The sequence below is a fragment of the Shigella sp. FC1567 genome (assembly GCF_001743015.1).
In the GTDB taxonomy this organism is placed as follows: Bacteria; Pseudomonadota; Gammaproteobacteria; order Enterobacterales; family Enterobacteriaceae; genus Escherichia; species Escherichia coli.
The window spans coordinates 16,449-43,228 of record NZ_MIIV01000333.1 but is presented as its reverse complement, the minus strand read 5'-3'; the positions used below and the strand labels follow the sequence as shown (position 1 = coordinate 43,228).

At 51.2% G+C, this 26,780-nt stretch carries 21 protein-coding genes and 4 pseudogenes; 9 read left to right on the top strand and 16 right to left on the bottom strand.

All coding sequences use genetic code 11. From position 1 onward, the window contains the following. Positions 1-22: 22 nt before the first annotated feature. From bamA to rpsB, 9 genes and pseudogenes are all read right to left on the bottom strand, one after another. Positions 23-2,454: pseudogene (gene bamA / locus BHE85_RS17200) on the bottom strand (outer membrane protein assembly factor BamA). 29 nt (positions 2,455-2,483) lie between these two features. Beyond that, positions 2,484-3,836 (bottom strand): sigma E protease regulator RseP, encoded by a 1,353-nt coding sequence (gene rseP, locus BHE85_RS17195; RefSeq protein WP_004980721.1) that lies wholly within the window; start codon positions 3,834-3,836, stop codon positions 2,484-2,486. A gap of 11 nt (positions 3,837-3,847) precedes the next feature. Next, positions 3,848-4,705, bottom strand: a complete 858-nt coding sequence (gene cdsA, locus BHE85_RS17190) for a phosphatidate cytidylyltransferase (protein ID WP_000922452.1) — start codon at positions 4,703-4,705, stop codon at positions 3,848-3,850. Positions 4,706-4,717: 12 nt separating this feature from the next. Next, positions 4,718-5,476 (bottom strand): (2E,6E)-farnesyl-diphosphate-specific ditrans,polycis-undecaprenyl-diphosphate synthase, encoded by a 759-nt coding sequence (gene ispU / locus BHE85_RS17185; RefSeq protein ID WP_004980682.1) that lies wholly within the window; start codon positions 5,474-5,476, stop codon positions 4,718-4,720. Positions 5,477-5,663: 187 nt separating this feature from the next. Next, positions 5,664-6,860, bottom strand: coding sequence for a 1-deoxy-D-xylulose-5-phosphate reductoisomerase (gene ispC / locus BHE85_RS17180; RefSeq protein ID WP_000811923.1), 1,197 nt, complete (start codon positions 6,858-6,860; stop codon positions 5,664-5,666). A gap of 91 nt (positions 6,861-6,951) precedes the next feature. Beyond that, positions 6,952-7,509 (bottom strand): ribosome recycling factor, encoded by a 558-nt coding sequence (frr, locus tag BHE85_RS17175; RefSeq protein ID WP_000622418.1) that lies wholly within the window; start codon positions 7,507-7,509, stop codon positions 6,952-6,954. A gap of 291 nt (positions 7,510-7,800) precedes the next feature. Then, a complete protein-coding gene (pyrH, locus tag BHE85_RS17170) occupies positions 7,801-8,526 on the bottom strand; it encodes a UMP kinase (RefSeq protein WP_000224573.1) in 726 nt (241 codons plus the stop codon). Between the two features lie 146 nt (positions 8,527-8,672). Continuing rightward, entirely contained in the window at positions 8,673-9,524 is an 852-nt protein-coding gene (tsf, locus tag BHE85_RS17165; RefSeq protein WP_000818114.1) for a translation elongation factor Ts, read from the bottom strand. Positions 9,525-9,781: 257 nt separating this feature from the next. Beyond that, positions 9,782-10,507 carry a 30S ribosomal protein S2 gene (gene rpsB / locus BHE85_RS17160; RefSeq protein WP_000246884.1) on the bottom strand — a complete coding sequence of 242 codons (726 nt, stop codon included), beginning with the start codon at positions 10,505-10,507 and terminating at the stop codon, positions 9,782-9,784. Positions 10,508-10,874: 367 nt separating this feature from the next. Between rpsB and map the strand changes: the two genes are divergently transcribed. The 5 genes and pseudogenes from map to BHE85_RS17135 all read left to right on the top strand — a co-directional run bounded on the left by map (position 10,875) and on the right by BHE85_RS17135 (position 16,672). Continuing rightward, positions 10,875-11,669 (top strand): type I methionyl aminopeptidase, encoded by a 795-nt coding sequence (gene map / locus BHE85_RS17155; RefSeq protein ID WP_001018194.1) that lies wholly within the window; start codon positions 10,875-10,877, stop codon positions 11,667-11,669. Positions 11,670-11,730: 61 nt separating this feature from the next. Further along, a pseudogene (gene glnD, locus BHE85_RS17150) lies at positions 11,731-14,402 on the top strand (bifunctional uridylyltransferase/uridylyl-removing protein GlnD). A gap of 30 nt (positions 14,403-14,432) precedes the next feature. Beyond that, the gene (gene dapD, locus BHE85_RS17145) at positions 14,433-15,257 is read left to right on the top strand and encodes a 2,3,4,5-tetrahydropyridine-2,6-dicarboxylate N-succinyltransferase (protein WP_001186665.1); all 825 of its coding nucleotides are present in this window, start codon (positions 14,433-14,435) and stop codon (positions 15,255-15,257) included. A gap of 54 nt (positions 15,258-15,311) precedes the next feature. Further along, positions 15,312-16,124: a phosphodiesterase YaeI gene (yaeI, locus tag BHE85_RS17140; protein ID WP_000625639.1), complete on the top strand. Its 813-nt coding sequence runs from the start codon at positions 15,312-15,314 to the stop codon at positions 16,122-16,124. A 161-nt stretch (positions 16,125-16,285) separates the two neighbouring features. Then, a complete protein-coding gene (locus BHE85_RS17135) occupies positions 16,286-16,672 on the top strand; it encodes a DUF3461 family protein (RefSeq protein ID WP_000272188.1) in 387 nt (128 codons plus the stop codon). A gap of 88 nt (positions 16,673-16,760) precedes the next feature. Here the strand turns inward: BHE85_RS17135 and cdaR are convergent, their stop codons facing one another. The 3 genes from cdaR to dgt all read right to left on the bottom strand — a co-directional run bounded on the left by cdaR (position 16,761) and on the right by dgt (position 21,144). Continuing rightward, complete coding sequence (gene cdaR, locus BHE85_RS17130; RefSeq protein ID WP_000929445.1) at positions 16,761-17,918, bottom strand: DNA-binding transcriptional regulator CdaR; 1,158 nt, start codon at positions 17,916-17,918, stop codon at positions 16,761-16,763. A 154-nt stretch (positions 17,919-18,072) separates the two neighbouring features. Further along, on the bottom strand, positions 18,073-19,497 hold the full coding sequence (gene degP / locus BHE85_RS17125) for a serine endoprotease DegP (protein WP_000753946.1): 1,425 nt from the start codon (positions 19,495-19,497) through the stop codon (positions 18,073-18,075). 129 nt (positions 19,498-19,626) lie between these two features. Then, positions 19,627-21,144, bottom strand: a complete 1,518-nt coding sequence (gene dgt, locus BHE85_RS17120; RefSeq protein ID WP_000057109.1) for a dGTPase — start codon at positions 21,142-21,144, stop codon at positions 19,627-19,629. An 83-nt stretch (positions 21,145-21,227) separates the two neighbouring features. Here dgt and mtnN point away from each other — a divergent pair, with 83 nt between their 5' ends. From mtnN to BHE85_RS17105, 3 genes and pseudogenes are all read left to right on the top strand, one after another. After that, complete coding sequence (gene mtnN / locus BHE85_RS17115; RefSeq protein WP_000689854.1) at positions 21,228-21,926, top strand: 5'-methylthioadenosine/S-adenosylhomocysteine nucleosidase; 699 nt, start codon at positions 21,228-21,230, stop codon at positions 21,924-21,926. After that, positions 21,919-22,718: pseudogene (gene btuF / locus BHE85_RS17110) on the top strand (vitamin B12 ABC transporter substrate-binding protein BtuF). The gene mtnN and the pseudogene btuF overlap by 8 nt, the downstream one beginning before the upstream one ends. A gap of 37 nt (positions 22,719-22,755) precedes the next feature. Next, positions 22,756-23,379, top strand: a complete 624-nt coding sequence (locus BHE85_RS17105) for a TRIC cation channel family protein (RefSeq protein WP_039063966.1) — start codon at positions 22,756-22,758, stop codon at positions 23,377-23,379. Positions 23,380-23,425: 46 nt separating this feature from the next. On the opposite strand, the gene erpA is transcribed toward BHE85_RS17105, so the two are convergent. The 4 genes and pseudogenes from erpA to yadX form a co-directional block, all read right to left on the bottom strand. Beyond that, a complete protein-coding gene (gene erpA / locus BHE85_RS17100; RefSeq protein WP_001295564.1) occupies positions 23,426-23,770 on the bottom strand; it encodes an iron-sulfur cluster insertion protein ErpA in 345 nt (114 codons plus the stop codon). Further along, a complete protein-coding gene (gene yadW, locus BHE85_RS17095) occupies positions 23,763-23,828 on the bottom strand; it encodes a small protein YadW (protein ID WP_120795373.1) in 66 nt (21 codons plus the stop codon). The genes erpA and yadW overlap by 8 nt, the downstream gene beginning before the upstream one ends. A gap of 23 nt (positions 23,829-23,851) precedes the next feature. After that, a pseudogene (gene clcA / locus BHE85_RS17090) lies at positions 23,852-25,272 on the bottom strand (H(+)/Cl(-) exchange transporter ClcA). 11 nt (positions 25,273-25,283) lie between these two features. Further along, a complete protein-coding gene (yadX, locus tag BHE85_RS27645; protein ID WP_211180485.1) occupies positions 25,284-25,331 on the bottom strand; it encodes a protein YadX in 48 nt (15 codons plus the stop codon). A gap of 165 nt (positions 25,332-25,496) precedes the next feature. Here yadX and hemL point away from each other — a divergent pair, with 165 nt between their 5' ends. Next, positions 25,497-26,777 (top strand): glutamate-1-semialdehyde 2,1-aminomutase, encoded by a 1,281-nt coding sequence (gene hemL, locus BHE85_RS17085; protein ID WP_000045325.1) that lies wholly within the window; start codon positions 25,497-25,499, stop codon positions 26,775-26,777. Positions 26,778-26,780: the final 3 nt, after the last annotated feature.

Here is a 26,780-nt window from a genome sequence, read left to right as displayed (position 1 = left end):
TACATTCCTTTGTGGAGAACACTTACCAGGTTTTACCGATGTTAAACTGGAACTGTTCTGCCTTGTCTCCATCGTACTTTTTGAACGGCTGGGCGTAGGAGAACACCAACGGCCCCAATGGGGACATCCATTGTAATGCGATACCCGCAGACATACGGATATTGCTTGGATCACTATAGTCCGGATATCCAGAATATTGGCTGGAATCCCAGTTTGTATCCCAAACGGTACCCATATCCCAGAAGAAGGAAGTACGAACCGAGTTAGCATACTTATCGCTAATAAACGGCGTCGGGGTGATGAACTCGAGGCTGGCAACCGCCATGGCGTTACCGCCTACAGCATCATCCGATTTACACAGGTCTTTCGCGCCGTCCTGAGTCGCACATTCGTAATCATAGTCCGGATCATAATTACTGGCCTGATGCGGGAAGTAAACTGCTTTCGGACCAATGGTATTGGACTGGAAGCCACGGACGTGCTGGAACCACCGGCATAGAAGTTCTCGTAGAACGGCATCTCTTTGCCGCCTAAACCATCACCATAACCCCAGCGGGTACGCCCCAGAACAACCCATTTGTGATCGTCATCGATCGGCACATAAGTCGCCGTGTCTAACGTCACTTTGTAGTATTCGTTATCCGATCCAGGAATGGTCACTTTACCGGTCAGGTTGACACGTGAACCATCTGTCGGGAAGTAACCACGGTCAAGCTTGTTATAGGTCCAACCATAGTTGAACGTGAAGTCGTCCGTTTTGAAGCTGTTATCCTGATCAGAGGTGCTCGGATGTTCACCCATAGAGTACAGATAACGCCACATCGCAACCTGAGGCTGCATGTTGGACAGGGAGTTATGTACATAACCCAGACCTGCACGCAGCGAGTTATATTCGTTGATCGGGAAGCCCAACGTCACGTCTGTACCATAACTCTTGTTGGTATAGTCGGACAGGTCGGCGTCATCTGCCTGGAAGTCATTATAGAAGAGACGACCACCGAGGCTTACACCATCTACAGTGAAGTACGGGTTGGTTACCGACAATTCAGCATAGGTCTGGTAATCGTTTTTGGTCCCGTTGATACCAACAGCATAACCTGTACCTAACCAGTTATCCTGTTGCACGCCAGCCTGGAAGCTCACGCCACTTTCAGTACCGTAACCAATCCCGAAGTTGAAGCTACCGGTGTTACGTTCTTTCACCTTGTAGACTACATCTACTTGGTCCGGGCTACCCGGAACACGTTGGGTATCGGTATCGACAGTTTCAAAGAAGCCCAGACGATTCAGACGCTCCTTACCCTGATCGACCAGATCGCTTCCCAGCCATGCACCTTCCATCTGACGCATTTCGCGACGCAGGACGGCATCTTTCGAGGTATCGTTACCTTCAAAACGGATCTTACGCACGTAGAAACGGTTACCCGCATCAACGTTCACGCGTAATTTAACGGTTTTGTCGGCATCGTTAATTTCAGGCATCGACTGTACGCGCGGATAGGCATAACCATAGCGACCGAGAAGCTTTTTGATGTCATCTTCCATCTTGGTCACTTTGGTGCCGTTATACAGCTCGCCCGGCTCGATCTTAGTCAGCTGCTCAATTTCAGCGGAGTGCCCGGCAAGGTTGCCGCTCACTTCAACGCCAGAAAGCTTGTACTGATCGCCTTCGGTAATGTTCACCGTGACGTAAATACCTTTTTTATCTGGCGTCAGACTGACCTGGGTAGAGTCGATGTTGAAACGGGCATAACCGCGATCCAGATAGTAGCTGCGCAGGGTTTCAAGGTCGCCCGCCAGTTTCTGTTTCTGGTATTTACGATCGCCTACCACGTTCCACCACGGCACTTCGTCACGCAGTTGGAAATGAGAGATCAGTTCGTCGGTGGTGAAAGCATGGTTACCAACAATGTTAATTTGCTGGATTTCAGCTGACACACCTTCCTGGAACACCAGTTTTAGGTCAACACGGTTGCGCGGCAGCGGGGTCACGACAGCTTTTACGCTGGCGCTATATTTACCGACGCTGTAGTAGAAGTCTTCCAGACCTTTCTCGATATCGGCAATGGTGGTGCGATCGAGGGATTCGCCCACACGCACACCAGAAGCCTCGAGGTTTTGCTTCAGCATGTCATCTTTCACCGATTTGTTACCGGAGAAAGTAATGCTGGCAATGGTCGGACGTTCTTTTACCTGAACCAGAAGGGTATCACCATCACGAAGGACGCGAACATCCTCAAAGTTGCCGGTAGCAAACAGAGCGCGAATGGTATTACTGATATCTTCATCATTAACCGTGTCGCCTGTACGCACCGGCATACTGAGGAGGGCCGCACCAACGGCGACACGCTGAAGGCCTTCGAAATGAATATCTTTCACTACGAACCCTTCAGCACCGTATACGGTGGCGCTGCTAAACAGCAGCGACGCTATGAGCAACTTTTTCATCGCCATCGTTATTATGCGTTCTTCCTAACTAACTCTCATAACCGAGAGAAATCATTGAAAAGTGCAAGCCCCATTAACAGCACCAGCAGAATCGAGCCAATGCGATAACAAAAGTCTTGAACCCGCTCGGATACCGGTCCGCCCTTGATCTTTTCGATCGCAAGGAACAGCAGATGCGCCCCGTCAAGTACGGGCAACGGAAACAGGTTAATTATCCCTAAGTTCACGCTAATAAGCGCAAGAAACGGCAGGTAATAAACTACCCCGAGTTCCGCTGTCATCCCAGCCCCCTTGGCGATAGAGATCGGCCCACTGAGGTTGTTCAGTTTCACATCACCGGTGATCAATTTTCCCAGCATACTGACCGTCAGCTTCATCAGCTGCCACGTTTTGTCCGTGGCTTCGACGATGGCGTTGAACGGCCCATACTGGCGTACAACTTTATACTCATCTGGCAAAGGAATGACTTTCGGCTCAATACCGACAAAACCAATCGCTTTACCATTACCCGGTTTACTCTCCGGGATTAATGTCAAAGACAAGAGACTTCCCTGCCTTTCGATTTCTAACGCTAAGGATTTCCCCGGGTTATCCCGGACAAGCATCACAAAGGTCACCCACTGCGTTAAGGGCTGACCATCGACTTTAACGATCCTGTCGCCTGCTTGCAAACCTGCCTTGCTTGCCGCCGAGTTTGGCTGCACATTTTCCAGTACAGGTTCAATTTGCAGCCCACGAGGACGAATCCCCAGCGAAGATACCGGATCTTCTTTATCAGGCTCAAACGCCCAGTGACGTAAATCGAGCTTTACATCCCGCCGTTGGTCGCTGCCAAATGGCGCTACTGTAATGGTGGTGCTTTCATCGCCAATTTTATCGACCAACTGCAAACGCACGGCATCCCAATCAGGCGTTTCGATACCATCTACGGCTTTTAGTTCCGTACCTGGTGCAATTTGTGCTTCCGCAGCTATCGAATTGGCTGCTATTTCACCAACCACCGGACGTACGCCAGGCACACCAATAATAAAAACCAGCCAGTAGGCAAAGATAGCAAAAATGAAGTTTGCAACCGGACCTGCGGCAATAATCGCCGCTCGTTGGCCAACAGATTTATTATTGAAGGCATGGTGGCGGAGTTCCGGAACGACCGGTTCTGCGCGCTCATCCAGCATTTTGACATAACCGCCCAGCGGGATCAGGGCGATAACATATTCGGTGCCGAGCTTATCAGTTCGCCGCCAGAGCGCCTTACCAAACCCTATTGAGAAACGCTCAACGCGAACACCACAACGCCGGGCAACCCAGAAATGACCAAATTCATGCACAGTGATAAGTACACCCAGTGCAACGATGAACGAAGCCAAATCCCAGAGAAAACTCAGCATATTACCTTCCGTTAAAGCGTCCTGAATACCAGTAACAACAAGCAAGCAAAGACCGGTACCGCAGCCGTCAGGCTATCAATACGATCTAAAATACCACCGTGTCCTGGAATTAAATGACCGCTGTCCTTAATTCCTGCTTCACGCTTAAACATACTCTCGGTCAGATCGCCGAGCACTGAGGCTAACGCTGCGACAATAGAGCAAATGAGTAAGGTGACGGGAGCGACGTCGAGATTCGCCCACATGCCATAACCCCATGAGATTACCGCTGCAGTAGCGAGTCCACCTATAAAGCCTTGCCAGGTTTTACCCGGAGAAACCTTCGGTGCCAGCTTATGTTTACCAAACAATTTGCCAAACATATATGCGCCGGAGTCAGCGCCCCATACCAGGATCATGACATAGAGCAGCCATATTGCGCCACTGTAATGATTCTCGTCATAGTGCCAGGCCCGTAACGCCAGCATGCCCCAGAAGAAGGGAACAATGGTTAGCACGCCAAAAATAAGGCGCAATGTTTTAGAGTTACGCCAGATTGCTGCGGAACCTGGGTAAAACAGCACCAGCAATAGCGAGACAATCCACCAACCCAGCGAAGCCCAAAGTGAGATTTCAACCAGCGGTTGATGAATATTTCGGTGATATTCCGGCAACAGAAAAAGCATCAGCGCCAACAATAACCCGCATAACACCGCCAACCATACTCGCTGCGAACGAGTGGTAAAACCGCTAAGCTGTCCCCATTCCCACGCTGCCAGCATGCAGACCACCAGCGTTACAATGGCGAACCCCACCGGCGGCAACAGAAACAACGCCGCGATGACGACGGGTATTAACACAAAAGCAGATATCAGGCGATACTTCAGCAAAAGCGCCCCCCATCAGGCTGTTTCATCACCGGGCTCGGTGCCGCCGAAACGACGCTCTCGATTAGCAAAGGCATTTAACGCCCCTTCAAAGTCTTGTTCATCGAAATCGGGCCAGAGAACATCTATAAAGTAAAGTTCGGCATAGGCAATTTGCCAAAGCAAAAAGTTACTAATGCGATGCTCCCCCCCAGTCCTAATTACTAAATCTACAGGGGCCAGTTCATGCATACAGACATGCTGGTTTAGCATCTCTTCATCTATCTGATCTGGTTGCAGGTTTCCTTGCTGCACCTTTTCAGCCAGTTGCCTGACTCCCTGGACTATATCCCAACGTCCACCGTAGTTCGCCGCAATATTCAGCGTCAGACCGGTATTCCCGGCTGTTAGCGCTTCAGATTTACGAATACATTCTTGCAAACGCGAGTTAAAGCGACTGGTATCGCCAATAATACGCAGACGCACGTTATGTCGGTGCAGACTTTTTACTTCGCTATCGAGCGCCCACACAAACAGTTCCATTAACGCACTGACTTCCTGCGCTGGTCGGTTCCAGTTTTCACTACTAAAGGCATACAGCGTTAACGCCTCAATACCGTTGTTGGCCGCAAAAGAGACAGCCCGGCGGACGGATTTTGCCCCGGCTTTATGCCCAAAGGCACGAATCTTCCCTTGCTTTTTTGCCCAGCGACCATTGCCGTCCATAATGATCGCAACATGACGGCAGCCATGCGCTGGCAATTTTTCGCTAAGTGGTTGAGTAGCAGACAACATCACGCGTTTTTTATTCCCTGACAGGGTTTACGGTACTCAGGAATACTGAAGCCTATACAAAAAAAGCCATGCAAAACCACGGCATACCTGACCTTATAAAGCCAACTACTTACGATCAGATGGCGCAGACTATATCACTGAAGCCCTACGCTAACAAATAGCGAGACTCTCTGTAGCCGGATTATCCTCAGCTTGCGAGACGCATCACCTCTTTTCTGGCGACTTCACGCGCGTTCGCATCAACAGATAACACATCGTCCACACATTGTGGTTCGCGCATATCCATTTTTTCCAGTACCGATAAATTCAACGCAGCGATATCCGTAAAGCGGATTTGTTGCGCAAGAAAAGCAGCAACGGTGATTTCGTTTGCGGCATTCAATGCTGTCGTCGCTGCCTGACCTTGTTCGAACGCCTCCATCGCCAGTTTCAGGCATGGATAACGATCATAATCCGGTGCGGCAAATGTCAACGCACTTAGTTTGCAAAAATCGAGCGGCTTCACGCCAGAGTTCACGCGATTCGGCCATGCCATGGTGTGGGCAATTGGCGTACGCATATCCGGTTCCCCCAGCTGCGCCAGAACACTGCCGTCCTGATAGCGCACCATTGAGTGAATCACTGACTGCGGGTGAATCAGCACTTCCATCTGGCTGGCGCTGGCGTTAAATAGCCAACGCGCTTCAATGTATTCCAGACCTTTGTTCATCATGGTAGCCGAATCGACAGAAATTTTACGCCCCATCGACCAGTTCGGATGACGGCAGGCTTGATCCGGCGTCATTGTTGCCAAATCGCGCAATGGCGTCTCACGGAAAGGGCCACCAGACCCGGTAAGTAAAATGGACACCACGCCATTTTGCTCAAGGTCAGCGTATCCCAGATTATGCTGGATAGGTTGCGGTAAACTCTGAAAAATGGCGTTATGTTCGCTATCGACCGGTAACAATTGCGCTTTGCTCTGCTTTACGGCGTCCATAAACAGACGTCCGCAGGTAACCAGTGATTCTTTATTGGCCAGCAAAATGGTTTTACCCGCGCGGATCGCAGCAAGCGTAGGTAACAGCCCAGCAGCGCCAACAATGGCTGCCATCACCTGATCAACATCCTCAAGCGCTGCCATATCGCAAGCGGCTTGTTGCCCACTTAAGACTTCGGTGCGGCTACCCTGTTGCTGTAGCATCGTTTTAAGAAGTTTCGCACTCGCTTCATCGTCCATTACGGCATAGCGGGGAGAGAATTCCAGGCACTGTTCTACCATGCGAGTGACATTTTTGCCTGCCACCAGCGCAACTACGCGGAAGTGTTCGGGATTATGGCGCACCACGTCCAGCGTGCTGCAACCAATCGAGCCGGTCGAGCCCAGAATGGTGAGTTGCTTCATGAAACATCCAGAGTTGAGACAGAATAAAAAGCAAAACGCCGCCAGCCGATCCGCAAGGATCTACTGAGCGGCGTTTTTGTCGTTCAAGAAATCAGAACTGCATCAGTTCTGCTTCTTTGTCTGCCAGCGCCGCTTCAATTTTCTTGATTGCAGCATCAGTCAGTTTCTGTACATCGTCCTGAGAACGGCGATCGTCGTCTTCGCTGATCTCTTTATCTTTCAACAGTGCTTTCACTTTGTCGTTCGCGTCACGACGCACGTTACGTACTGCAACACGCGCTTGTTCTGCTTCACCACGAACGATTTTGGTCAGATCTTTACGACGTTCTTCCGTCAGCGGCGGCAGCGGAACACGGATGTCGCTACCCGCAGAGTTCGGGTTCAGGCCAAGATCGGACGCCATAATCGCTTTTTCAACGGCCGGAGACATTGAACGATCAAACACGTTGATTTTCAGAGTACGGGAATCTTCTACCGTTACGCTTGCCAGCTGACGCAGCGGCGTCGGCGTGCCGTAATATTCTACGACAATGCCATCCAGCAGGCTGGGAGAAGCACGACCCGTGCGTATTTTGCTGATTTGGGTTTTGAACGCTTCTACGCATTTGTCCATGCGTACTTCAGCATCTTTTCTGATATCGCTAATCACGTTACGAATCCTTGAAAACTTGTCTCAGTCAGACCAGACAGTCACACACAGTGGAAGTGTGCTAAGTATAGCCCTGATTAAACATATTACGGGTAATCGTCTGGATTATTAGGCTATTTTATTTGCCATTTTGGCCCCGAGCAGTGCTCGCCATCCTCACGTACTTTTGTACGCTCCGGTTGCTGCGCGCTGGCCGTGACCAAACTGCCTGCAACAATAACGCCTTATAACCAGACTTACGCCCCCGCGATACTTACGCGGAATCTTACCCTTATTTATCCATCACGGGAATTATTCCGTGATTAAAGTCCCTTCTTTTTCACCCATTACCACACGGCGCAGCGCACCCGGTTTGTTCATATTGAAAACACGAATCGGTAATTTATGGTCACGAGCCAGCGTGAAGGCCGCCAGGTCCATGACTTTCAGCTCTTTTTCCAGCACTTCGCTGTAAGTCAGTTGCTCGTACATGGTTGCGGTTGGATCTTTCGCCGGATCAGCGGTAAACACGCCGTCAACTTTGGTTGCTTTCAGCACCACATCGGCTTCAATTTCGATACCACGCAGGCAAGCTGCTGAGTCGGTGGTAAAGAACGGGTTACCTGTACCGGCGGAGAGGATCACCACACGGTTGTTGCGCAACAGGCTGATAGCTTCTGCCCAGCTGTAGCTGTCGCACACGCCATTCAATGGAATAGCGGACATCAGACGAGCGTTCACATAGGCGCGGTGCAGTGCATCACGCATTGCCAGGCCGTTCATTACGGTCGCCAGCATCCCCATGTGGTCGCCCACAACGCGGTTCATACCCGCTTTCGCCAGACCAGCGCCACGGAACAGGTTACCCCCACCAATCACCACACCAACCTGAATACCCAGTTCAACCAGTTCTTTGATTTCCTGAGCCATACGATCCAGTATGCTTGCATCAATACCGAAGCCTTCAGTGCCCTGCAGAGCTTCGCCACTCAACTTAAGCAGAATGCGTTTATAGACGGGTTTTGCATTGGTAGCCATGTTTCTTTCCTGAGACTGTCAACGATTGAAATGAATTAATACTAGCGACATTGTACGTCGCTTTTCAGCGCAGCCCCACAAGGGTTAGCTGAATTTACAAGATGGGCACAAAAAGAAGCCGCCCTCAGGCGGCTCCTTTTTGATAATTAAGACTGCTTGGACATCGCAGCAACTTCTGCTGCAAAGTCAGTCTCAACTTTCTCGATGCCTTCACCCACTTCGAAGCGGATGAAGCCAGTCACTTCAGCGTTATGCTCTTTCAGCAGCTGACCAACAGTTTTGCTTGGTTCCATAACGAACGGCTGACCGGTCAGAGAAACTTCGCCGGTGAATTTCTTCATGCGGCCTTCAACCATTTTCTCTGCGATTTCTTTCGGCTTACCAGACTGCATCGCTATATCCAGCTGTACCTGGTATTCTTTTTCTACCACTTCAGCGGATACGTCTTCTGGTTTGATGAATTCTGGCTTGCTTGCAGCAACGTGCATAGCGATGTGTTTAACCAGCTCTTCGTCAGCGCCTTTAGCAGCAACCAGAACGCCGATACGCGCACCGTGCTGATAAGAACCCAGAACGTCGCCTTCCAGCGCAGCAACGCGGCGAATGTTGATGTTTTCACCAATTTTCGCTACCAGCGCAACACGTTCTTCTTCGAACTGTGCTTTCAGAACTTCAACGTCAGTGATTTTGCCAGCAACAGCTGCGTCCAGAACTTTGTCTGCGAACGCCTGGAAACCAGCGTCTTTTGCAACGAAGTCAGTCTGGCAGTTAACTTCCAGAATGATGCCGTAGTTGCCGTCGATTTTGGTTTTGATCACGCCGTCAGCAGCAACGTTGCCTGCTTTTTTCGCTGCTTTAATAGCACCGGACTTACGCATGTTTTCGATTGCCAGCTCGATGTCGCCGTTAGCTTCAGTCAGTGCTTTTTTGCAATCCATCATGCCTGCGCCAGTACGCTCACGCAGCTCTTTTACCAGGGATGCGGTAATTTCAGCCATTCTAAAATCCTCGGAGATGTGATCTGCCCGGCATTAAACCGCACAGATATAAAAGTGAAAAAGGGGGCCATATGCAGGCCCCCTAACCAAACGTGTACTACCTGGTCTATAAGGGCTCTCCCCCTTCATATTTCGCGCCGCAGATGCGTTATCTTCGCTCGCTCATCCCGGTCACTTACTGATGTAAGCTCCCGGGAATTCTCGAGCTTGCCGCCTTTCTGCAACTCGAACTATTTTGGGGGAGTTATCAAGCCTTATTACTCAGCTTCTACGAAGCTTTCTTCCGCCTGGGAAGCCAGATCCTGAGAACGGCCTTCACGTACGGTTGCAGCTACAGCGCCCAGGTACAGGGTCACAGCACGGATTGCGTCGTCGTTACCCGGGATAACGAAGTCAACACCGTCCGGATCAGAGTTGGTATCAACGATAGCAAATACCGGAATACCCAGGTTGTTTGCTTCTTTGATAGCAATGTGTTCGTGGTCAGCATCGATTACAAACAGAGCGTCCGGCAGACCGCCCATGTCTTTGATACCGCCCAGGCTGTTTTCCAGTTTCTCCAGCTCACGAGTGCGCATCAGCGCTTCTTTCTTGGTCAGCTTTTCGAAAGTACCGTCCTGAGACTGAGTTTCCAGGTCTTTCAGACGTTTGATGGACTGACGAACGGTTTTCCAGTTAGTCAGCATACCGCCCAGCCAGCGATGGTTCACGAAGAACTGGTCGCAGCTCAGAGCAGCGTCTTTCACCGCTTCGCTTGCAGCGCGTTTAGTACCAACGAAAAGGATTTTACCTTTGCGAGAAGCAATCTTGTTCAGTTCAGCCAGAGCTTCGTTGAACATCGGTACAGTTTTCTCAAGGTTGATGATGTGAACTTTGTTACGCGCACCGAAGATGAACGGCTTCATTTTCGGGTTCCAGTAACGGGTCTGGTGACCGAAGTGAACACCAGCCTTGAGCATGTCGCGCATGGAAACAGTTGCCATGATTAAAACCTCTATATAAAAGTTGGGGTTATGCCTCCACGTATCCCATATTACCGACCCCAAAGGGCACCCCGGAATATGTGCCGATACGTGTGTGTTGTTACACAAAGTGAGATTGTCGCTTCCGTCCAGTCTGTGTATACGAAATGGATCGGAAGTCCGGCGCGCTTTATACCACAAATACGTCATGGACACCAATAATTGTTGGCGCTGTGTACAGCATCAGACGTTGAATTTTCTATTATAGAAAACGTTCAGTGGCACGTTTGGCGAAATTCAGAATGATTCTCAATTTGCCCGGGTGTGATACCATTGACGGCACTTACATATATATTGTCGGTATCACCGACGCTGATGGACAGAATTAATGGCTATCTCAATCAAGACCCCAGAAGATATCGAAAAAATGCGCGTCGCTGGCCGACTGGCTGCCGAAGTGCTGGAGATGATCGAACCGTATGTTAAACCGGGCGTCAGCACCGGCGAGCTGGATCGCATCTGTAATGATTACATTGTTAATGAACAACACGCGGTTTCTGCCTGCCTCGGCTATCACGGCTATCCGAAATCCGTTTGCATCTCTATTAATGAAGTGGTGTGCCACGGTATCCCGGACGATGCGAAGCTGCTGAAAGATGGCGATATCGTTAACATTGATGTCACCGTAATCAAAGATGGTTTCCACGGCGATACCTCGAAAATGTTTATCGTCGGTAAGCCGACCATCATGGGCGAACGTCTGTGCCGCATCACGCAAGAAAGCCTGTACCTGGCGCTGCGCATGGTCAAACCAGGCATTAACCTGCGCGAAATCGGTGCGGCGATTCAGAAGTTTGTCGAAGCAGAAGGCTTCTCCGTCGTTCGTGAATATTGCGGACACGGTATTGGTCGCGGCTTCCATGAAGAACCGCAGGTGCTGCACTATGACTCCCGTGAAACCAACGTCGTACTGAAACCTGGGATGACGTTCACCATCGAGCCAATGGTCAACGCGGGTAAAAAAGAGATCCGCACCATGAAAGATGGCTGGACGGTAAAAACCAAAGATCGCAGCTTGTCTGCACAATATGAGCATACTATTGTGGTGACTGATAACGGCTGCGAAATTCTGACGCTACGCAAGGATGACACCATCCCGGCGATAATCTCGCACGACGAATAAGATGAAGCCGGCGAATGCCGGCTTTTTTAATGCGATAATTTAATCTTATGAGTGGCGCACAATGAATACCCTTCCAGAACAGTACGCAAACACCGCTCTCCCCACCCTGCCCGGTCAACCGCAAAATCCATGCGTCTGGCCCCGTGATGAATTAACCGTCGGTGGGATAAAAGCCCATATCGATACTTTCCAGCGTTGGCTGGTGATGCCTTTGACAATGGGATCTCTGCAGAACAGTTGATTGAGGCGCGCACCGAGTTTATCGACCAGCTCCTGCAACGATTATGGATTGAAGCGGGATTCAGCCAGATTGCCGACCTGGCATTGGTCGCCGTCGGTGGCTACGGTCGTGGCGAGCTGCATCCACTTTCTGACATCGATTTACTGATTTTAAGCCGTAAAAAGCTCCCGGACGATCAGGCGCAAAAAGTGGGCGAGCTGTTAACGCTGCTCTGGGATGTAAAGCTGGAAGTCGGTCATAGTGTGCGCACGCTTGAAGAGTGCATGCTGGAAGGGTTATCGGATTTAACCGTCGCCACCAATTTAATCGAATCCCGCTTATTAATTGGCGATGTTGCGCTCTTCCTCGAACTGCAAAAACATATTTTTAGCGAAGGATTCTGGCCTTCCGACAAGTTCTACGCGGCGAAAGTTGAAGAACAGAACCAGCGCCATCAGCGTTACCACGGCACCAGCTACAATCTTGAACCAGACATCAAAAGTAGCCCTGGCGGCTTGCGCGATATCCACACTCTGCAATGGGTGGCCCGCCGTCATTTTGGCGCAACATCGCTGGATGAAATGGTTGGGTTTGGCTTCTTAACCTCAGCGGAGCGGGCGGAATTAAACGAATGTCTGCATATACTGTGGCGTATTCGCTTTGCCCTGCATCTGGTCGTCAGCCGTTACGATAATCGCCTGTTATTCGATCGCCAACTTAGCGTCGCTCAGCGTCTGAATTACAGTGGTGAAGGCAACGAACCGGTCGAGCGGATGATGAAGGATTACTTCCGCGTTACACGCCGCGTCAGTGAACTCAACCAGATGCTGCTGCAACTGTTCGATGAAGCCATCCTCGCCCTTCCTGCCGACGAAAAACCACGTCCAATCGACGATGAGTTTCAGCTACGCGGTACGCTAATCGACCTGCGTGATGAAACACTATTTATGCGCCAGCCGGAAGCCATCTTGCGTATGTTCTACACCATGGTGCGCAACAGTGCGATCACCGGCATTTACTCCACCACGCTGCGCCAGTTACGCCATGCCCGTCGCCATCTGCAACAACCGCTGTGTAATATTCCGGAAGCACGAAAACTGTTTTTGAGCATTCTGCGTCACCCCGGAGCGGTGCGGCGCGGGCTATTGCCAATGCATCGCCATAGCGTGCTCGGCGCGTATATGCCGCAATGGTCGCATATCGTCGGGCAGATGCAGTTTGATCTGTTCCACGCCTACACGGTGGATGAACATACTATCCGCGTGATGCTGAAACTGGAGAGTTTTGCCAGTGAAGAAACGCGCCAGCGCCATCCGTTGTGTGTGGACGTCTGGCCGCGCCTGCCGTCAACTGAGCTGATTTTCATCGCCGCGCTGTTTCACGATATCGCCAAAGGACGCGGCGGCGACCACTCCATTCTCGGTGCTCAGGATGTAGTGCATTTTGCAGAACTCCACGGGCTGAACTCACGCGAAACACAGCTGGTTGCCTGGCTGGTTCGCCAGCACTTGCTGATGTCGGTGACAGCACAACGCCGCGATATTCAGGACCCTGAAGTCATCAAGCAGTTTGCCGAAGAAGTTCAAACGGAAAATCGTCTGCGCTATCTGGTATGCCTGACAGTGGCTGACATTTGCGCCACCAACGAAACGCTGTGGAATAGCTGGAAGCAAAGTCTGTTGCGCGAACTCTATTTTGCCACCGAAAAGCAGCTACGACGCGGAATGCAAAACACGCCGGATATGCGCGAACGGGTTCGCCATCACCAACTCCAGGCACTGGCACTACTGCGCATGGATAACATCGACGAAGAGGCGCTGCACCAAATTTGGTCACGCTGTCGTGCTAACTATTTTGTCCGCCATAGCCCAAATCAACTGGCCTGGCATGCCCGCCATTTATTACAGCATGATTTAAGCAAACCACTGGTATTGCTTAGCCCGCAGGCTACGCGTGGAGGCACCGAGATTTTTATCTGGAGCCCGGACCGCCCCTATCTGTTTGCCGCCGTCTGTGCCGAATTAGACCGCCGCAATTTAAGTGTTCACGACGCACAAATTTTCACCACTCGCGACGGTATGGCGATGGATACCTTTATCGTGCTGGAACCCGATGGCAGCCCGCTGTCCGCAGATCGTCATGAGGTTATTCGGTTTGGTCTGGAGCAAGTACTGACGCAAAGTAGCTGGCAGCCACCGCAGCCCCGTCGCCAACCCGCCAAATTACGCCATTTTACTGTTGAAACCGAAGTAACGTTTTTGCCGACCCATACCGACCGCAAATCGTTCCTTGAGCTTATCGCGCTCGACCAGCCAGGACTGCTGGCGAGAGTCGGGAAAATTTTTGCCGATCTGGGAATTTCGCTTCATGGTGCCCGAATTACAACCATTGGCGAGCGAGTAGAAGATTTATTCATAATTGCCACCGCTGACCGGCGTGCGCTTAATAACGAGTTGCAGCAGGAAGTGCATCAGCGGTTGACAGAGGCCCTCAATCCAAACGATAAAGGGTGATGTGTTTACTGATATGAAAAGAGTTTAACAATGCAGCAGTTACAGAACATTATTGAAACCGCTTTTGAACGCCGTGCCGAGATCACGCCAACCAACGCAGACACCGTTACCCGCGAAGCGGTAAATCAGGTGATCGCCCTGCTGGATTCCGGTGCACTGCGTGTAGCGGAAAAAATTGACGGTCAGTGGGTGACGCATCAGTGGTTGAAAAAAGCGGTGCTGCTCTCTTTCCGTATTAATGATAATCAGGTGATCGAAGGGGCAGAAAGCCGCTACTTCGACAAAGTGCCAATGAAATTCGCCGACTACGACGAAGCACGTTTCCAGAAAGAAGGCTTCCGCGTTGTGCCACCAGCGGCGGTACGTCAGGGTGCGTTTATTGCCCGTAACACCGTGCTGATGCCGTCTTACGTCAACATCGGCGCATATGTTGATGAAGGCACCATGGTTGATACCTGGGCGACCGTCGGTTCTTGTGCGCAGATTGGTAAAAACGTCCACCTTTCCGGTGGCGTGGGCATCGGCGGCGTGCTGGAACCGCTGCAGGCTAACCCAACCATCATTGAAGATAACTGCTTCATTGGCGCACGCTCTGAAGTAGTTGAAGGGGTGATTGTCGAAGAAGGTTCCGTCATTTCCATGGGCGTATACATTGGTCAGAGCACCCGTATTTACGACCGTGAAACCGGCGAAATCCACTACGGTCACGTTCCGGCGGGGTCTGTGGTTGTTTCAGGTAATCTGCCGTCAAAAGATGGCAAATACAGCCTCTACTGTGCGGTTATCGTTAAGAAAGTTGACGCGAAAACTCGCGGCAAAGTCGGCATTAACGAACTGCTGCGTACCATCGACTAAAAGTATGCACACGGGCAGCACGACGCTGCCCGATTTTTTTTGCAGGGATGAGCGATGATTTCACGCCGCCGATTGTTGCAGGCTACTGCCGCGACGATAGCCACGAGCTCAGGTTTCGGTTATATGCATTACTGGGAGCCAGGCTGGTTTGAATTAATCCGTCACCGCCTCGCCTTTTTTAAAGACAACGCAGCACCATTCAAAATTCTTTTTCTGGCCGATCTCCATTACTCTCGTTTTGTTCCTTTAAGCCTGATTTCTGACGCGATTGCTCTTGGCATAGAACAAAAGCCCGATTTGATATTACTGGGCGGCGATTACGTATTATTTGATATGCCGCTGAATTTTTCGGCGTTTAGTGATGTCCTCTCCCCCCTTGCCGAATGTGCGCCGACGTTTGCCTGCTTCGGCAACCACGATCGCCCTGTTGGTACAGAAAAAAATCACTTAATTGGCGAGACGTTGAAATCAGTGGGCATCACGGTGTTGTTTAACCAGGCTACGGTGATCGCCACGCCGAACAGGCAATTCGAACTGGTAGGCACCGGTGACTTATGGGCCGGACAATGCAAACCACCTCCCGCCAGCGAAGCAAATCTGCCAAGACTGATGCTGGCACATAATCCCGACAGCAAAGAAGTCATGCGTGATGAACCCTGGGATCTGATGCTGTGCGGCCATACTCACGGCGGGCAACTGCGCGTACCGTTGGTTGGTGAACCTTTTGCCCCTGTCGAAGATAAACGTTACGTCGCCGGATTAAATGCCTTTGGCGAACGACACATCTACACAACCCGTGGCGTGGGCAGTTTGTATGGTTTGCGTCTGAACTGCCGCCCGGAAGTAACGATGCTGGAACTGGTGTAGAACGTGAATTTTATCACCACAATAAAGCAGGTAATTTTTTGATTTTTACGCCATGATAGAAGTCTGGAAGAAAAAGGCTTTCTGCGATCACAGTCGAGCCGGGCGGGCTAGGCCAAATGCTAAAATAAGCACAATTTACTGACTCATTTTGAGGTAACGCTATGTACGACAATCTGAAAAGTCTGGGTATTACCAATCCTGAAGAAATTGATCGTTACAGCCTCCGGCAGGAAGCCAACAACGATATTCTGAAAATCTATTTCCAGAAAGACAAAGGCGAGTTTTTCGCCAAGAGCGTTAAGTTTAAATATCCGCGTCAGCGTAAAACGGTCGTCGCTGATGGTGTGGGTCAGGGTTATAAAGAAGTCCAGGAAATCAGCCCGAATCTACGGTATATCATTGATGAGCTTGATCAAATCTGCCAGCGTGACCGCAGCGAAGTTGATCTTAAGCGTAAGATCCTCGACGACTTACGTCACCTGGAGTCAGTCGTAACCAATAAGATCAGCGAGATTGAAGCCGATCTGGAAAAACTAACGCGTAAATAATCCCGAATTGACGGTTAATTCGGGCATTCCCCTCTCCCCTTCGGGCTGAGGGAAATGAGACAGCGCCGCCTCAACCTTAACGCATAACCTACCGCTCTTCATCCAGTTGTAACGCCACATACAGCAGCAACCTGTCATCAAAATTGCCCAAATCAAGCCCGGTCAGTTCCGATATACGATTAAGCCGATACTCCAGGGTATTACGATAAATAAACAACGCCTTTGACGTTGCCAGCGGTTGCACATTGTGACGAAACCACGCCGCCAGCGTTCGTCGCAGCAAGCCGTTATTGTCCATCGCTTTCAGCCGCGCCAGCGGTCGCGCCAGTTCGTTGGCCTGCCAGTCGCCACGCAAACTGTCGAGTAACACAGGTAACATCAGATCCTGATAAAAATAGCAGCGACTTTCTGGCATCCGCTGTTTACCCACCACCATCGTCGTTTTCGCCGTACGATAGGATCGGGCAATACTGCCAGGACCGGTAAAATAGTTGCCCAGTGAAACGCGAAAACGCAGCCGGCCGTACTCTTTCATGCGGGTAATCAGTTGTTCAACTCGCTTACGATGATCTTCTGCATCCCAGCGCCCAAAAGAGTTCAACGCCGGTTTCAACACCACCATTTCGGTTAGCGAGACAATCGCCACCAGATTATTACGCTCGGGCGTAGTCAGCGCGTTTTGCAGTTGTTGTAACTCCGCCATTGCGCTGTCCACACCAAGCTGACCGCTGTCGACCTCAACAATAGCCACCACTCGCGGTTGATTGAGATCGATCCCCAGCCGTTGCGCCCATTCAGTAAGTGCGGGAGTATTCTCCTCTGCCTGAATCAGGTTCATCACCAGTTCCTCCCGCAAACGGCTATCCTGCGCCAACAAGTGCATCAACCGCGACTGTTCCAGCATCATTTCAGCCGTCATGCAGACCAGTTCGCCATATTTACGCAGATTCTCTGGTTCACCTGTCAGGCCAATTACGCCGACAATTTCACCTTCCAGCCGTAACGGTAGATTAATCCCTTGCCGCACACCGTGCAGATGACGTGCCACCGCGTCATCGATATCGACGACTCGTCCCTGTGAAAGTACCAGCAATGCACCTTCGTGCAATTCACCAATACGCTCACGATCGCCGCTGCCGATAATTCGCCCACGGGCATCCATTACGTTGATATTGGTATCGATGATGCGCATGGTACGTGCCACGATATCCTGCGCCATTTTGGTATCAAGATGCCAGCCAGCCATAAGTCCTCCGTTATGCACGGCTTAGCATAAGGAAGTACGTAACGTACGGCATTGTGCAAATGCCTAAAGGATGATGAAGATGTATGGAGTTGTGGTGAAGTTCACAGATTGTAAGGAGAACCCCTTCCCGTTTTCAGGAAGGGGTTGAGTGAGATTACTGCATTAACAGGTAGATGGTGCTGTCGCCGCGCTGAATGTTCAGTGCCAGCACAGACGGTTTGCTGTCGAGAACTTTACGCAGTTCAGCGATGTTTTTCACTGCCTGCTGGTTCGCGCCAATAATCACATCACCTTTCTTCAGGCCGATCTGCGCAGCCGGAGTGCCCGTTTTCACGTTGTTCACTACCACGCCCTGATCTTTGCCTTTGTTGCTCATCTCAGCGCCTTCAATGCCGTTGAAGATGGAGCTGGAATCAACCTGATTCTGGCTGCTCTGCTGCAGTTCCAGGTTCACGTTAACCTGCTTACCGTCGCGCAGTAAGCCCAGGGTCAGTTTGCTGCCCACCGGCATAGTACCCACCTGAGCACGCAGTGCGGCAAAGCTGCTGATCGGCTTACCGTTCAGTGAGGTGATCACATCACCCGCTTTAATGCCCGCTTTTGCAGCGGAGGAATTAGGCAGAACCTGGCTTACGAAAGCACCGCGCTGGGCGTCAACTTTCATCGCTTTCGCCAGTTCGGAGTTCAGCTCAGTCCCCATAATACCCAGCTCACCGCGTTTCACCTGGCCGTATTCCACCATCTGCGAGGTCAGGTTTTTCACCATGTTGCTCGGGATTGCAAAACCGATACCGATGTTGCCGCCGTCCGGTGCGAGGATCGCGGTGTTGATACCGATCAGTTCGCCGTTCAGGTTAACCAGCGCACCACCGGAGTTACCACGGTTGATCGCTGCATCGGTCTGGATGAAGTTTTCGTAGTTTTCAGCATTCAGGCCGCTACGCCCCAGCGCAGAGACAATCCCGGAAGTTACCGTCTCGCCCAGACCAAACGGGTTACCAATCGCTACGGTGTAATCACCCACGCGCAGTGCATCAGAATCCGCCATCTTAATTGCGGTCAGGTTTTTCGGGTTCTGGATTTGGATCAGCGCGATATCAGAGCGCGGATCTTTGCCGACCATCTTCGCGTCGAACTTACGGCCATCGCTCAGCTGGACTTTAATCACCGTCGCGTTATCAACAACGTGGTTGTTGGTGACGACATAGCCTTTATCGGCATCAATGATGACGCCGGAACCCAGCGCCATGAATTTCTGTTGCTGGCCGCCACCATTACCGCCCTGGCCACCCTGGCAGAACGGAGAGCTCTGGAACGGAGAACCTTCCTGGCAGAACGGAGAATCATCACCGAAGAACTGCTGGAAATTACGCGGCATACGCGGCGTATTAACGGTTGTGCTACCTTCTACGTTAATGCTGACCACTGAAGGCATCACCTTTTCGAGCATCGGTGCAAGGCTTGGCATCTGCTGGGCTGTCGTTGCTGAAGAAGTCTCAGCCGCCGTTGCAGAGAGCGGAGATAACGCCAAACCTAAACTCAGAGCCAGTGCACTCAGTGCTAATGTGGTTTTTTTCATGTATTTCAGTCTCGATTAACAGATAACGCAAAATTTCTGTGTTCTTCAGATTCGTTTTATAGCGCGAAGTTCCGAACTAAAGTTTCTGCAAAAGGTAAAAATTTATTGTTCGTCTTTACAAAAGCCTGGTTATTGTTCTACGGCCATCAGACGTCGGTATTCATCCCACGCATAGAGGTCGGTCATACCGCTGATATAATCCTGCAGCAGGCGGCAACGGTAATAATATTCCCATAGCGGAAACTCAGGAGAATCTGACGGTAATTTACTGACAGCCTCGACATAGGCCAGCCGATGGCGCGTCGAGAGTTTGTGGAATAAGCGCGATTCAATAGGGAAACGTTTCACCCGTTCTTTTTCTACCAGTTCAGTAAAGTCGGATAACGACAGGCTTAATAAAGGACGATAAATCTCTAATAATCCGCTAATGACCCGATAGCCCTGCAATTCAAGCTGCTCGACATCTGGATGGCTAAACACATGTTTTACAGCGACATTTTTATATAGCTTAAGAAGATCGCTGCATTCGCTGGCATCTTCCAATAATGCATGATTAAACGTTCCGGCGAAAATCGCAGGCAGATTATCAATAAATCGTTGTGCCGCATAGGGTACCAGTTTATTTAGGGTGTTTACCCGTAAATACATAAAAAACTGATCTTCCGTACTGCGGCTTAAACTATTTGAGCGTGATTTTTCCCAGGCATTTTCAACCACCAGCGAAAAGAGCGAACCTTTCTCATGCTGGCCCCACGCTTCGTGCAAATGATGATAAAGCTGCTCAACGGTAAATATTCTTTTCTCTACCGCATCTTCAAGGTCTGCCACACAATAGGAGATGTCGTCGGCTGCTTCCATAATCCACGTTAATGGAAAACGACTGTAAAGCGCCAAATTAAGTTCTTTACGCAACCGGGCAATATAGGCTTCTTCAGAAAGATAATAACCCGGCTTTTTCATTAAATAGTGATGTGTCTCAGGCGTTTCGCCACGCCACCACGCCGGACGGGTATATTTTAAAATACCGCCAACCTGTGCCCAGGTGAGATTCATCCTCATCAATGTATGCACCAGACGAATGCCTTGTGCATTCCCCTCAAAATGACATAAGTCCTGACGAATCTTGCGCCGCAGCTCGTTAAGCGGTTCTTCCCCGTCCCGTAAACGTAGTGCCGCCACGCTGCAGCGATCGTCAGTCAGAGGCTGGCTTTCGGCATCTTCCGGGTGCAAACGCTGGCGAAACCAATCATTTATCGCCGCTTCGCCAAAATGACCAAACGGCGGATTGCCGATATCGTGCATCAGGCATGACATCTCAACAATGCTTTCAAAGGGGCCGGTCAGTTCATCCAGGCCGTATGCTTCCAGTAATTTAAGCTCTTTCATACGGCTTAGAATTTCTTTGGCGATGTAGCGCCCCACCTGCTGGACTTCCATCGAGTGGGTAAGACGCGTGCGCACGGCGGCATTGCGCTCCAGTGGAAAAACCTGGGTCTTTTGTTGCAGACGACGAATTGCCGGAGAGTTGATGATACGCCCGCGATCGCTCTCGAAGATCCGCAGGATCTCATGTTCGGTTTTAACGCCCTGCGGTGAACGGTAACGACGATGCCAGTTTATTTTTTTTCGGAAATCAATCTGTGCCATGTCCTCTCCCGCGTGAGAAATACGCTTCCCCGTAAGCGCATGGTAAACTATGCCTTCAAATCGGGCTTATCGCGAGTAAATCTATGAAAATCGGCATCATTGGTGCAATGGAAGAAGAAGTTACGCTGCTGCGTGACAAAATCGAAAATCGTCAAACTATCAGTCTCGGCGGTTGCGAAATCTATACCGGCCAACTGAATGGAACCGAGGTTGCGCTTCTGAAATCGGGCATCGGTAAAGTCGCTGCGGCGCTGGGTGCCACTTTGCTGTTGGAACACGGCAAGCCAGATGTGATTATTAACACCGGTTCTGCCGGTGGCCTGGCACCAACGTTGAAAGTGGGCGATATCGTTGTCTCGGACGAAGCACGTTATCACGACGCGGATGTCACGGCATTTGGTTATGAATACGGTCAGTTACCAGGCTGTCCGGCAGGCTTTAAAGCTGACGATAAACTGATCGCTGCCGCTGAGGCCTGCATTGCCGAACTGAATCTTAACGCTGTACGTGGCCTGATTGTTAGCGGCGACGCTTTCATCAACGGTTCTGTTGGTCTGGCGAAAATCCGCCACAACTTCCCACAGGCCATTGCTGTAGAGATGGAAGCGACGGCAATCGCCCATGTCTGCCACAATTTCAACGTCCCGTTTGTTGTCGTACGCGCCATCTCCGACGTGGCCGATCAACAGTCTCATCTTAGCTTCGATGAGTTCCTGGCTGTTGCCGCTAAACAGTCCAGCCTGATGGTTGAGTCACTGGTGCAGAAACTGGCACATGGCTAAGTCACTGTTCAGGGCGCTGGTCGCCCTGTCTTTTCTCGCGCCACTGTGGCTCAACGCGGCACCGCGCGTCATCACGCTTTCTCCCGCCAACACTGAACTTGCCTTTGCCGCCGGGATCACGCCGGTTGGGGTCAGCAGCTATTCCGACTATCCTCCACAAGCGCAAAAGATTGAGCAGGTTTCCACCTGGCAGGGGATGAATCTGGAACGCATTGTCGCGCTGAAACCCGATCTGGTGATTGCCTGGCGTGGAGGTAATGCCGAGCGGCAGGTTGACCAGCTGGCTTCGCCGGGAATAAAAGTGATGTGGGTCGATGCGACAAGCATTGAACAAATTGCCAATGCGTTACGTCAACTGGCCCCCTGGAGTCCGCAACCGGATAAGGCCGAACAAGCCGCGCAATCCCTGCTGGATCAGTACGCGCAATTGAAAGCGCAATATGCTGATAAACCTAAAAAACGTGTTTTTCTGCAATTCGGCATTAATCCGCCATTTACCAGTGGAAAAGAGTCGATTCAAAACCAGGTACTCGAAGTTTGTGGCGGAGAAAACATCTTTAAAGACAGCCGGGTTCCTTGGCCGCAAGTTAGCCGCGAACAGGTGTTAGCACGCTCGCCACAGGCGATTGTCATTACAGGCGGACCGGACCAAATTCCTAAAATCAAACAATACTGGGGTGAACAGCTCAAAATTCCCGTTATTCCTCTCACGAGTGACTGGTTTGACGTGCAAGCCCACGTATTATCCTCGCTGCACAACAGCTCTGTAATGCGCTTTCACAGGTAGATTAGCGCCTGACCTTTTTAGGTGCTCAGTGGGGATTGAACAATGCTCGTCTATTGGCTGGATATAGTCGGCACAGTGGTATTTGCCATCTCCGGCGTTTTGTTAGCCGGAAAATTGCGTATGGACCCTTTTGGTGTTCTGGTACTGGGCGTGGTTACCGCTGTAGGCGGCGGGACAATTCGCGACATGGCGCTGGATCACGGCCCGGTATTTTGGGTGAAAGATCCCACCGATCTGGTCGTTGCAATGGTAACCAGCATGCTGACCATCGTGCTGGTGCGCCAGCCAAGACGCTTACCAAAATGGATGTTGCCGGTGCTGGACGCCGTTGGTCTGGCGGTGTTTGTCGGCATTGGCGTGAATAAAGCCTTTAATGCGGAAGCCGGTCCGTTAATCGCGGTTTGTATGGGCGTCATTACTGGCGTTGGCGGCGGGATCATTCGTGATGTACTGGCCCGCGAAATCCCCATGATTTTACGTACAGAAATCTACGCAACTGCCTGTATTATCGGCGGTATTGTCCACGCTACGGCTTATTACACATTTTCCGTACCACTGGAAACAGCCAGTATGATGGGCATGGTCGTGACGCTATTGATTCGGCTGGCGGCTATTCGTTGGCATCTTAAGCTACCGACGTTTGCGCTGGATGAGAATGGGCGTTGAAGAGAGAAGATGTGCCGGATAGTTTATCCGGCACATGAACAACAGATTAGATGCTAAAGGAAGAACCGCAACCGCAGGTGCTTTTCGCGTTCGGGTTGGTCACGATGAAACGAGAACCTTCCAGTCCTTCGGTATAGTCAACGGAACCACCGACCAGATATTGCAGGCTCATCGGATCAACCACCAGGCCAACGCCCTGTTTTTCGATGGTCATATCGCCTTCGTTCACCTGATCATCAAAGGTGAAACCATACTGGAAGCCGCTGCAACCGCCACCGGTGATATACACGCGTAATTTCAGATTCGGGTTATCTTCGTCAGCGATCAGGCTTTTAACTTTGTTGGCTGCTGCGTCGGTAAACTCCAGCGGCAGTGCTACGTCATCACTCATATTTTGCTCCAAACGACATCGGCAATTGGGCAAATTCTAACCCAATAATAATCGCCATTATCTAATACCCTGGTATTTCGTTCAAGTATTCTCGCTGGCTGATGCGGCCTTGCTTCGCGCCAGTTGCTCAGCTTCCTGTTTTGCCAGCGTGCGCGCAAGAATCTCCGAATATAGCGGTTTCCCGCCGGTAAATTGCGCTAATAGTGTTGCGCCAAGACCGGTAATAATCATTGGCAAAATGAGCTGGTAGTTATCGGTCATCTCCAGAACCAAAATGATCCCCGTTAACGGCGCGCGAATAGATGCCGCCAGTAACGCCCCCATTCCGGCAATAGCAAAAGTCCCCGCCTCAAGGTGATATTGCGGAAACAGCTCAACGACAACCATTCCGAAAGCGGTTCCCAGCACAGTACCCAGCGCCAGCATCGGGGCAAAAATACCGCCGGCGCGCCGGAAGAGAAGCACAGTAAGGTGGTAATGACCCGCGCGACGAAGATAAACACCAGCATTCCCATGCTGAAATTCCCTGCGGTAGCGATAGGAATCAGGTTAAAACCGCCGCCCGACGTTGCTGGTGCCACAAACCCCAGCAATCCACACAGACCGCCAATCGCACCGCCCATTAGCACCCATTTGGTAATATTGCCGCCGTGCACACGGTGCAGCAAATCCTGCATCCCCAGCACCCATTTATTAAAAATAGGGCCGAAAATGCCAAAAATAATACCGAGGATCAGATAAAGCCACAGCGTATTAAGCGGCGCATCAGAAAGTTTACCGACGTCAATCAACGCAACTTCATGATTAAAAATCCGGTACATAATGGTCGACATAATGACGCCAATAAATACCGCTTTAATCGAAATTAACGTATAGCGAAACTGCGGACGCATCTCTTCGATAATAAACAAAATACCCGCCAGCGGCGCGTTAAAGGCCGCAGCCAGCCCCGCAGCAGCACCGGTTGCCAGCAGCGTATGGCGAGCTTCATCACCTTTCAGGCGGAAAATATCGAGTACCATGCGACCGATATTGCCGCCGATCTGCACGGTTGGCCCTTCGCGCCCCAGCACCATGCCTCCGCCGAGTGTCCCCAGCCCGCCAAAGAATTTCACCGGCAACACACGCCACCAGCGAACGGGACGTTGATCTTCCAGCGCCCCTTCAATTTCCGGGATCCCCGAACCACCTGCTTCCGGCGCGTATTTGCGCACCAAAAAGTAGCCGAACATCGCCAGCACCGCCGAACAGAGAAAAGCGACGGTTAACAGAAGCGGATAATTATCAGCAGTATGTACCAGCGCCTCCATACGTTGGTTCTGCAACCAGGCGACACCTTTGTCAAAAGCAACCGCTGCCAGCCCGACAAGCGTGCCGACGACTGCCGCCATAAACAAAATGGCTAACGGGGTTTTATCGCGCTCAAGAAGTTGGCGAATCAGTTGTCTGCGTCGCAGGCGCGCGGCCTGCGGTGTTTCTAAAGAGGGAGTATCAGTTTTCATCCAATGATCACTTATTGGTCATACAAATAAGATGACGGCATTTTACTCGCACGTTCCATGAAAATCCTTTGCAAAGCGTAATGTTTCAAATGCACAAAACTTTTATACTCTAAGAAATCAGGATTGCACCAGTACAAGCAGCCTGATGTTTGACGAGTATTTAACTTGTTATGAATAACATAGAATAGCAGCCATTCACTTTTTCTACGAATCAGGAACCCTCCATGAGTAAGTCTGAAAATCTTTACAGCGCAGCGCGCGAGCTGCTCCCTGGCGGTGTGAACTCCCCTGTTCGCGCCTTTACTGGCGTGGGCGGCACTCCACTGTTTATCGAAAAAGCGGACGGCGCTTATCTGTACGATGTTGATGGCAAAGCCTATATCGATTATGTCGGTTCCTGGGGGCCGATGGTGCTGGGCCATAACCATCCGGCTATCCGCAATGCCGTGATTGAAGCCGCCGAGCGTGGTTTAAGCTTTGGTGCACCGACCGAAATGGAAGTGAAAATGGCGCAACTGGTGACCGAACTGGTCCCGACCATGGATATGGTGCGCATGGTGAACTCCGGCACTGAAGCGACCATGAGCGCCATCCGCCTGGCCCGTGGTTTTACCGGTCGCGACAAAATCATTAAATTTGAAGGTTGTTACCACGGTCACGCTGACTGCCTGCTGGTGAAAGCCGGTTCTGGCGCACTCACGTTAGGCCAGCCAAACTCGCCGGGTGTTCCGGCAGATTTCGCCAAACATACCTTAACCTGTACTTATAACGATCTGGCTTCTGTACGCGCCGCGTTTGAGCAATACCCGCAAGAGATTGCCTGTATTATCGTCGAGCCGGTGGCAGGCAATATGAACTGTGTTCCGCCGCAGCCAGAGTTCCTGCCAGGTCTGCGTGCGCTGTGCGACGAATTTGGCGCGTTGCTGATCATCGATGAAGTGATGACCGGCTTCCGCGTGGCACTGGCTGGCGCACAGGATTATTACGGCGTAGTGCCAGATTTAACCTGCCTCGGCAAAATCATCGGCGGTGGAATGCCGGTAGGCGCATTCGGTGGTCGTCGTGATGTAATGGATGCGCTGGCCCCGACGGGTCCGGTCTATCAGGCGGGTACGCTTTCCGGTAACCCGATTGCGATGGCAGCGGGTTTCGCCTGTCTGAATGAAGTCGCGCAGCCGGGCGTTCACGAAACGCTGGATGAGCTGACAACACGTCTGGCAGAAGGTCTGCTGGAAGCGGCAGAAGAAGCCGGAACTCCGCTGGTCGTTAACCACGTTGGCGGCATGTTCGGTATTTTCTTTACCGACGCCGAGTCCGTGACGTGCTATCAGGATGTGATGGCCTGTGACGTGGAACGCTTTAAGCGTTTCTTCCATATGATGCTGGACGAAGGTGTTTACCTGGCACCGTCAGCGTTTGAAGCGGGCTTTATGTCTGTGGCGCACAGCATGGAAGATATCAATAACACCATCGATGCTGCACGTCGGGTATTTGCGAAGTTGTGATAA

Excerpts from the sequence above, each read along its gene's own strand:
- rpsB (WP_000246884.1), bottom strand. The coding sequence starts at position 10,507 with ATGGCAACTGTTTCCATGCGCGACATGCTCAAGGCTGGTGTTCACTTC.
- rseP (WP_004980721.1), bottom strand. The coding sequence starts at position 3,836 with ATGCTGAGTTTTCTCTGGGATTTGGCTTCGTTCATCGTTGCACTGGGT.
- BHE85_RS17105 (WP_039063966.1), top strand. The coding sequence starts at position 22,756 with ATGCTCGTCTATTGGCTGGATATAGTCGGCACAGTGGTATTTGCCATC.
- map (WP_001018194.1), top strand. The coding sequence starts at position 10,875 with ATGGCTATCTCAATCAAGACCCCAGAAGATATCGAAAAAATGCGCGTC.
- cdaR (WP_000929445.1), bottom strand. The coding sequence starts at position 17,918 with ATGGCTGGCTGGCATCTTGATACCAAAATGGCGCAGGATATCGTGGCA.
- yaeI (WP_000625639.1), top strand. The coding sequence starts at position 15,312 with ATGATTTCACGCCGCCGATTGTTGCAGGCTACTGCCGCGACGATAGCC.
- tsf (WP_000818114.1), bottom strand. The coding sequence starts at position 9,524 with ATGGCTGAAATTACCGCATCCCTGGTAAAAGAGCTGCGTGAGCGTACT.
- degP (WP_000753946.1), bottom strand. The coding sequence starts at position 19,497 with ATGAAAAAAACCACATTAGCACTGAGTGCACTGGCTCTGAGTTTAGGT.
- BHE85_RS17135 (WP_000272188.1), top strand. The coding sequence starts at position 16,286 with ATGTACGACAATCTGAAAAGTCTGGGTATTACCAATCCTGAAGAAATT.
- pyrH (WP_000224573.1), bottom strand. The coding sequence starts at position 8,526 with ATGGCTACCAATGCAAAACCCGTCTATAAACGCATTCTGCTTAAGTTG.
- hemL (WP_000045325.1), top strand. The coding sequence starts at position 25,497 with ATGAGTAAGTCTGAAAATCTTTACAGCGCAGCGCGCGAGCTGCTCCCT.
- dapD (WP_001186665.1), top strand. The coding sequence starts at position 14,433 with ATGCAGCAGTTACAGAACATTATTGAAACCGCTTTTGAACGCCGTGCC.
- dgt (WP_000057109.1), bottom strand. The coding sequence starts at position 21,144 with ATGGCACAGATTGATTTCCGAAAAAAAATAAACTGGCATCGTCGTTAC.
- mtnN (WP_000689854.1), top strand. The coding sequence starts at position 21,228 with ATGAAAATCGGCATCATTGGTGCAATGGAAGAAGAAGTTACGCTGCTG.
- ispC (WP_000811923.1), bottom strand. The coding sequence starts at position 6,860 with ATGAAGCAACTCACCATTCTGGGCTCGACCGGCTCGATTGGTTGCAGC.
- ispU (WP_004980682.1), bottom strand. The coding sequence starts at position 5,476 with ATGTTGTCTGCTACTCAACCACTTAGCGAAAAATTGCCAGCGCATGGC.
- erpA (WP_001295564.1), bottom strand. The coding sequence starts at position 23,770 with ATGAGTGATGACGTAGCACTGCCGCTGGAGTTTACCGACGCAGCAGCC.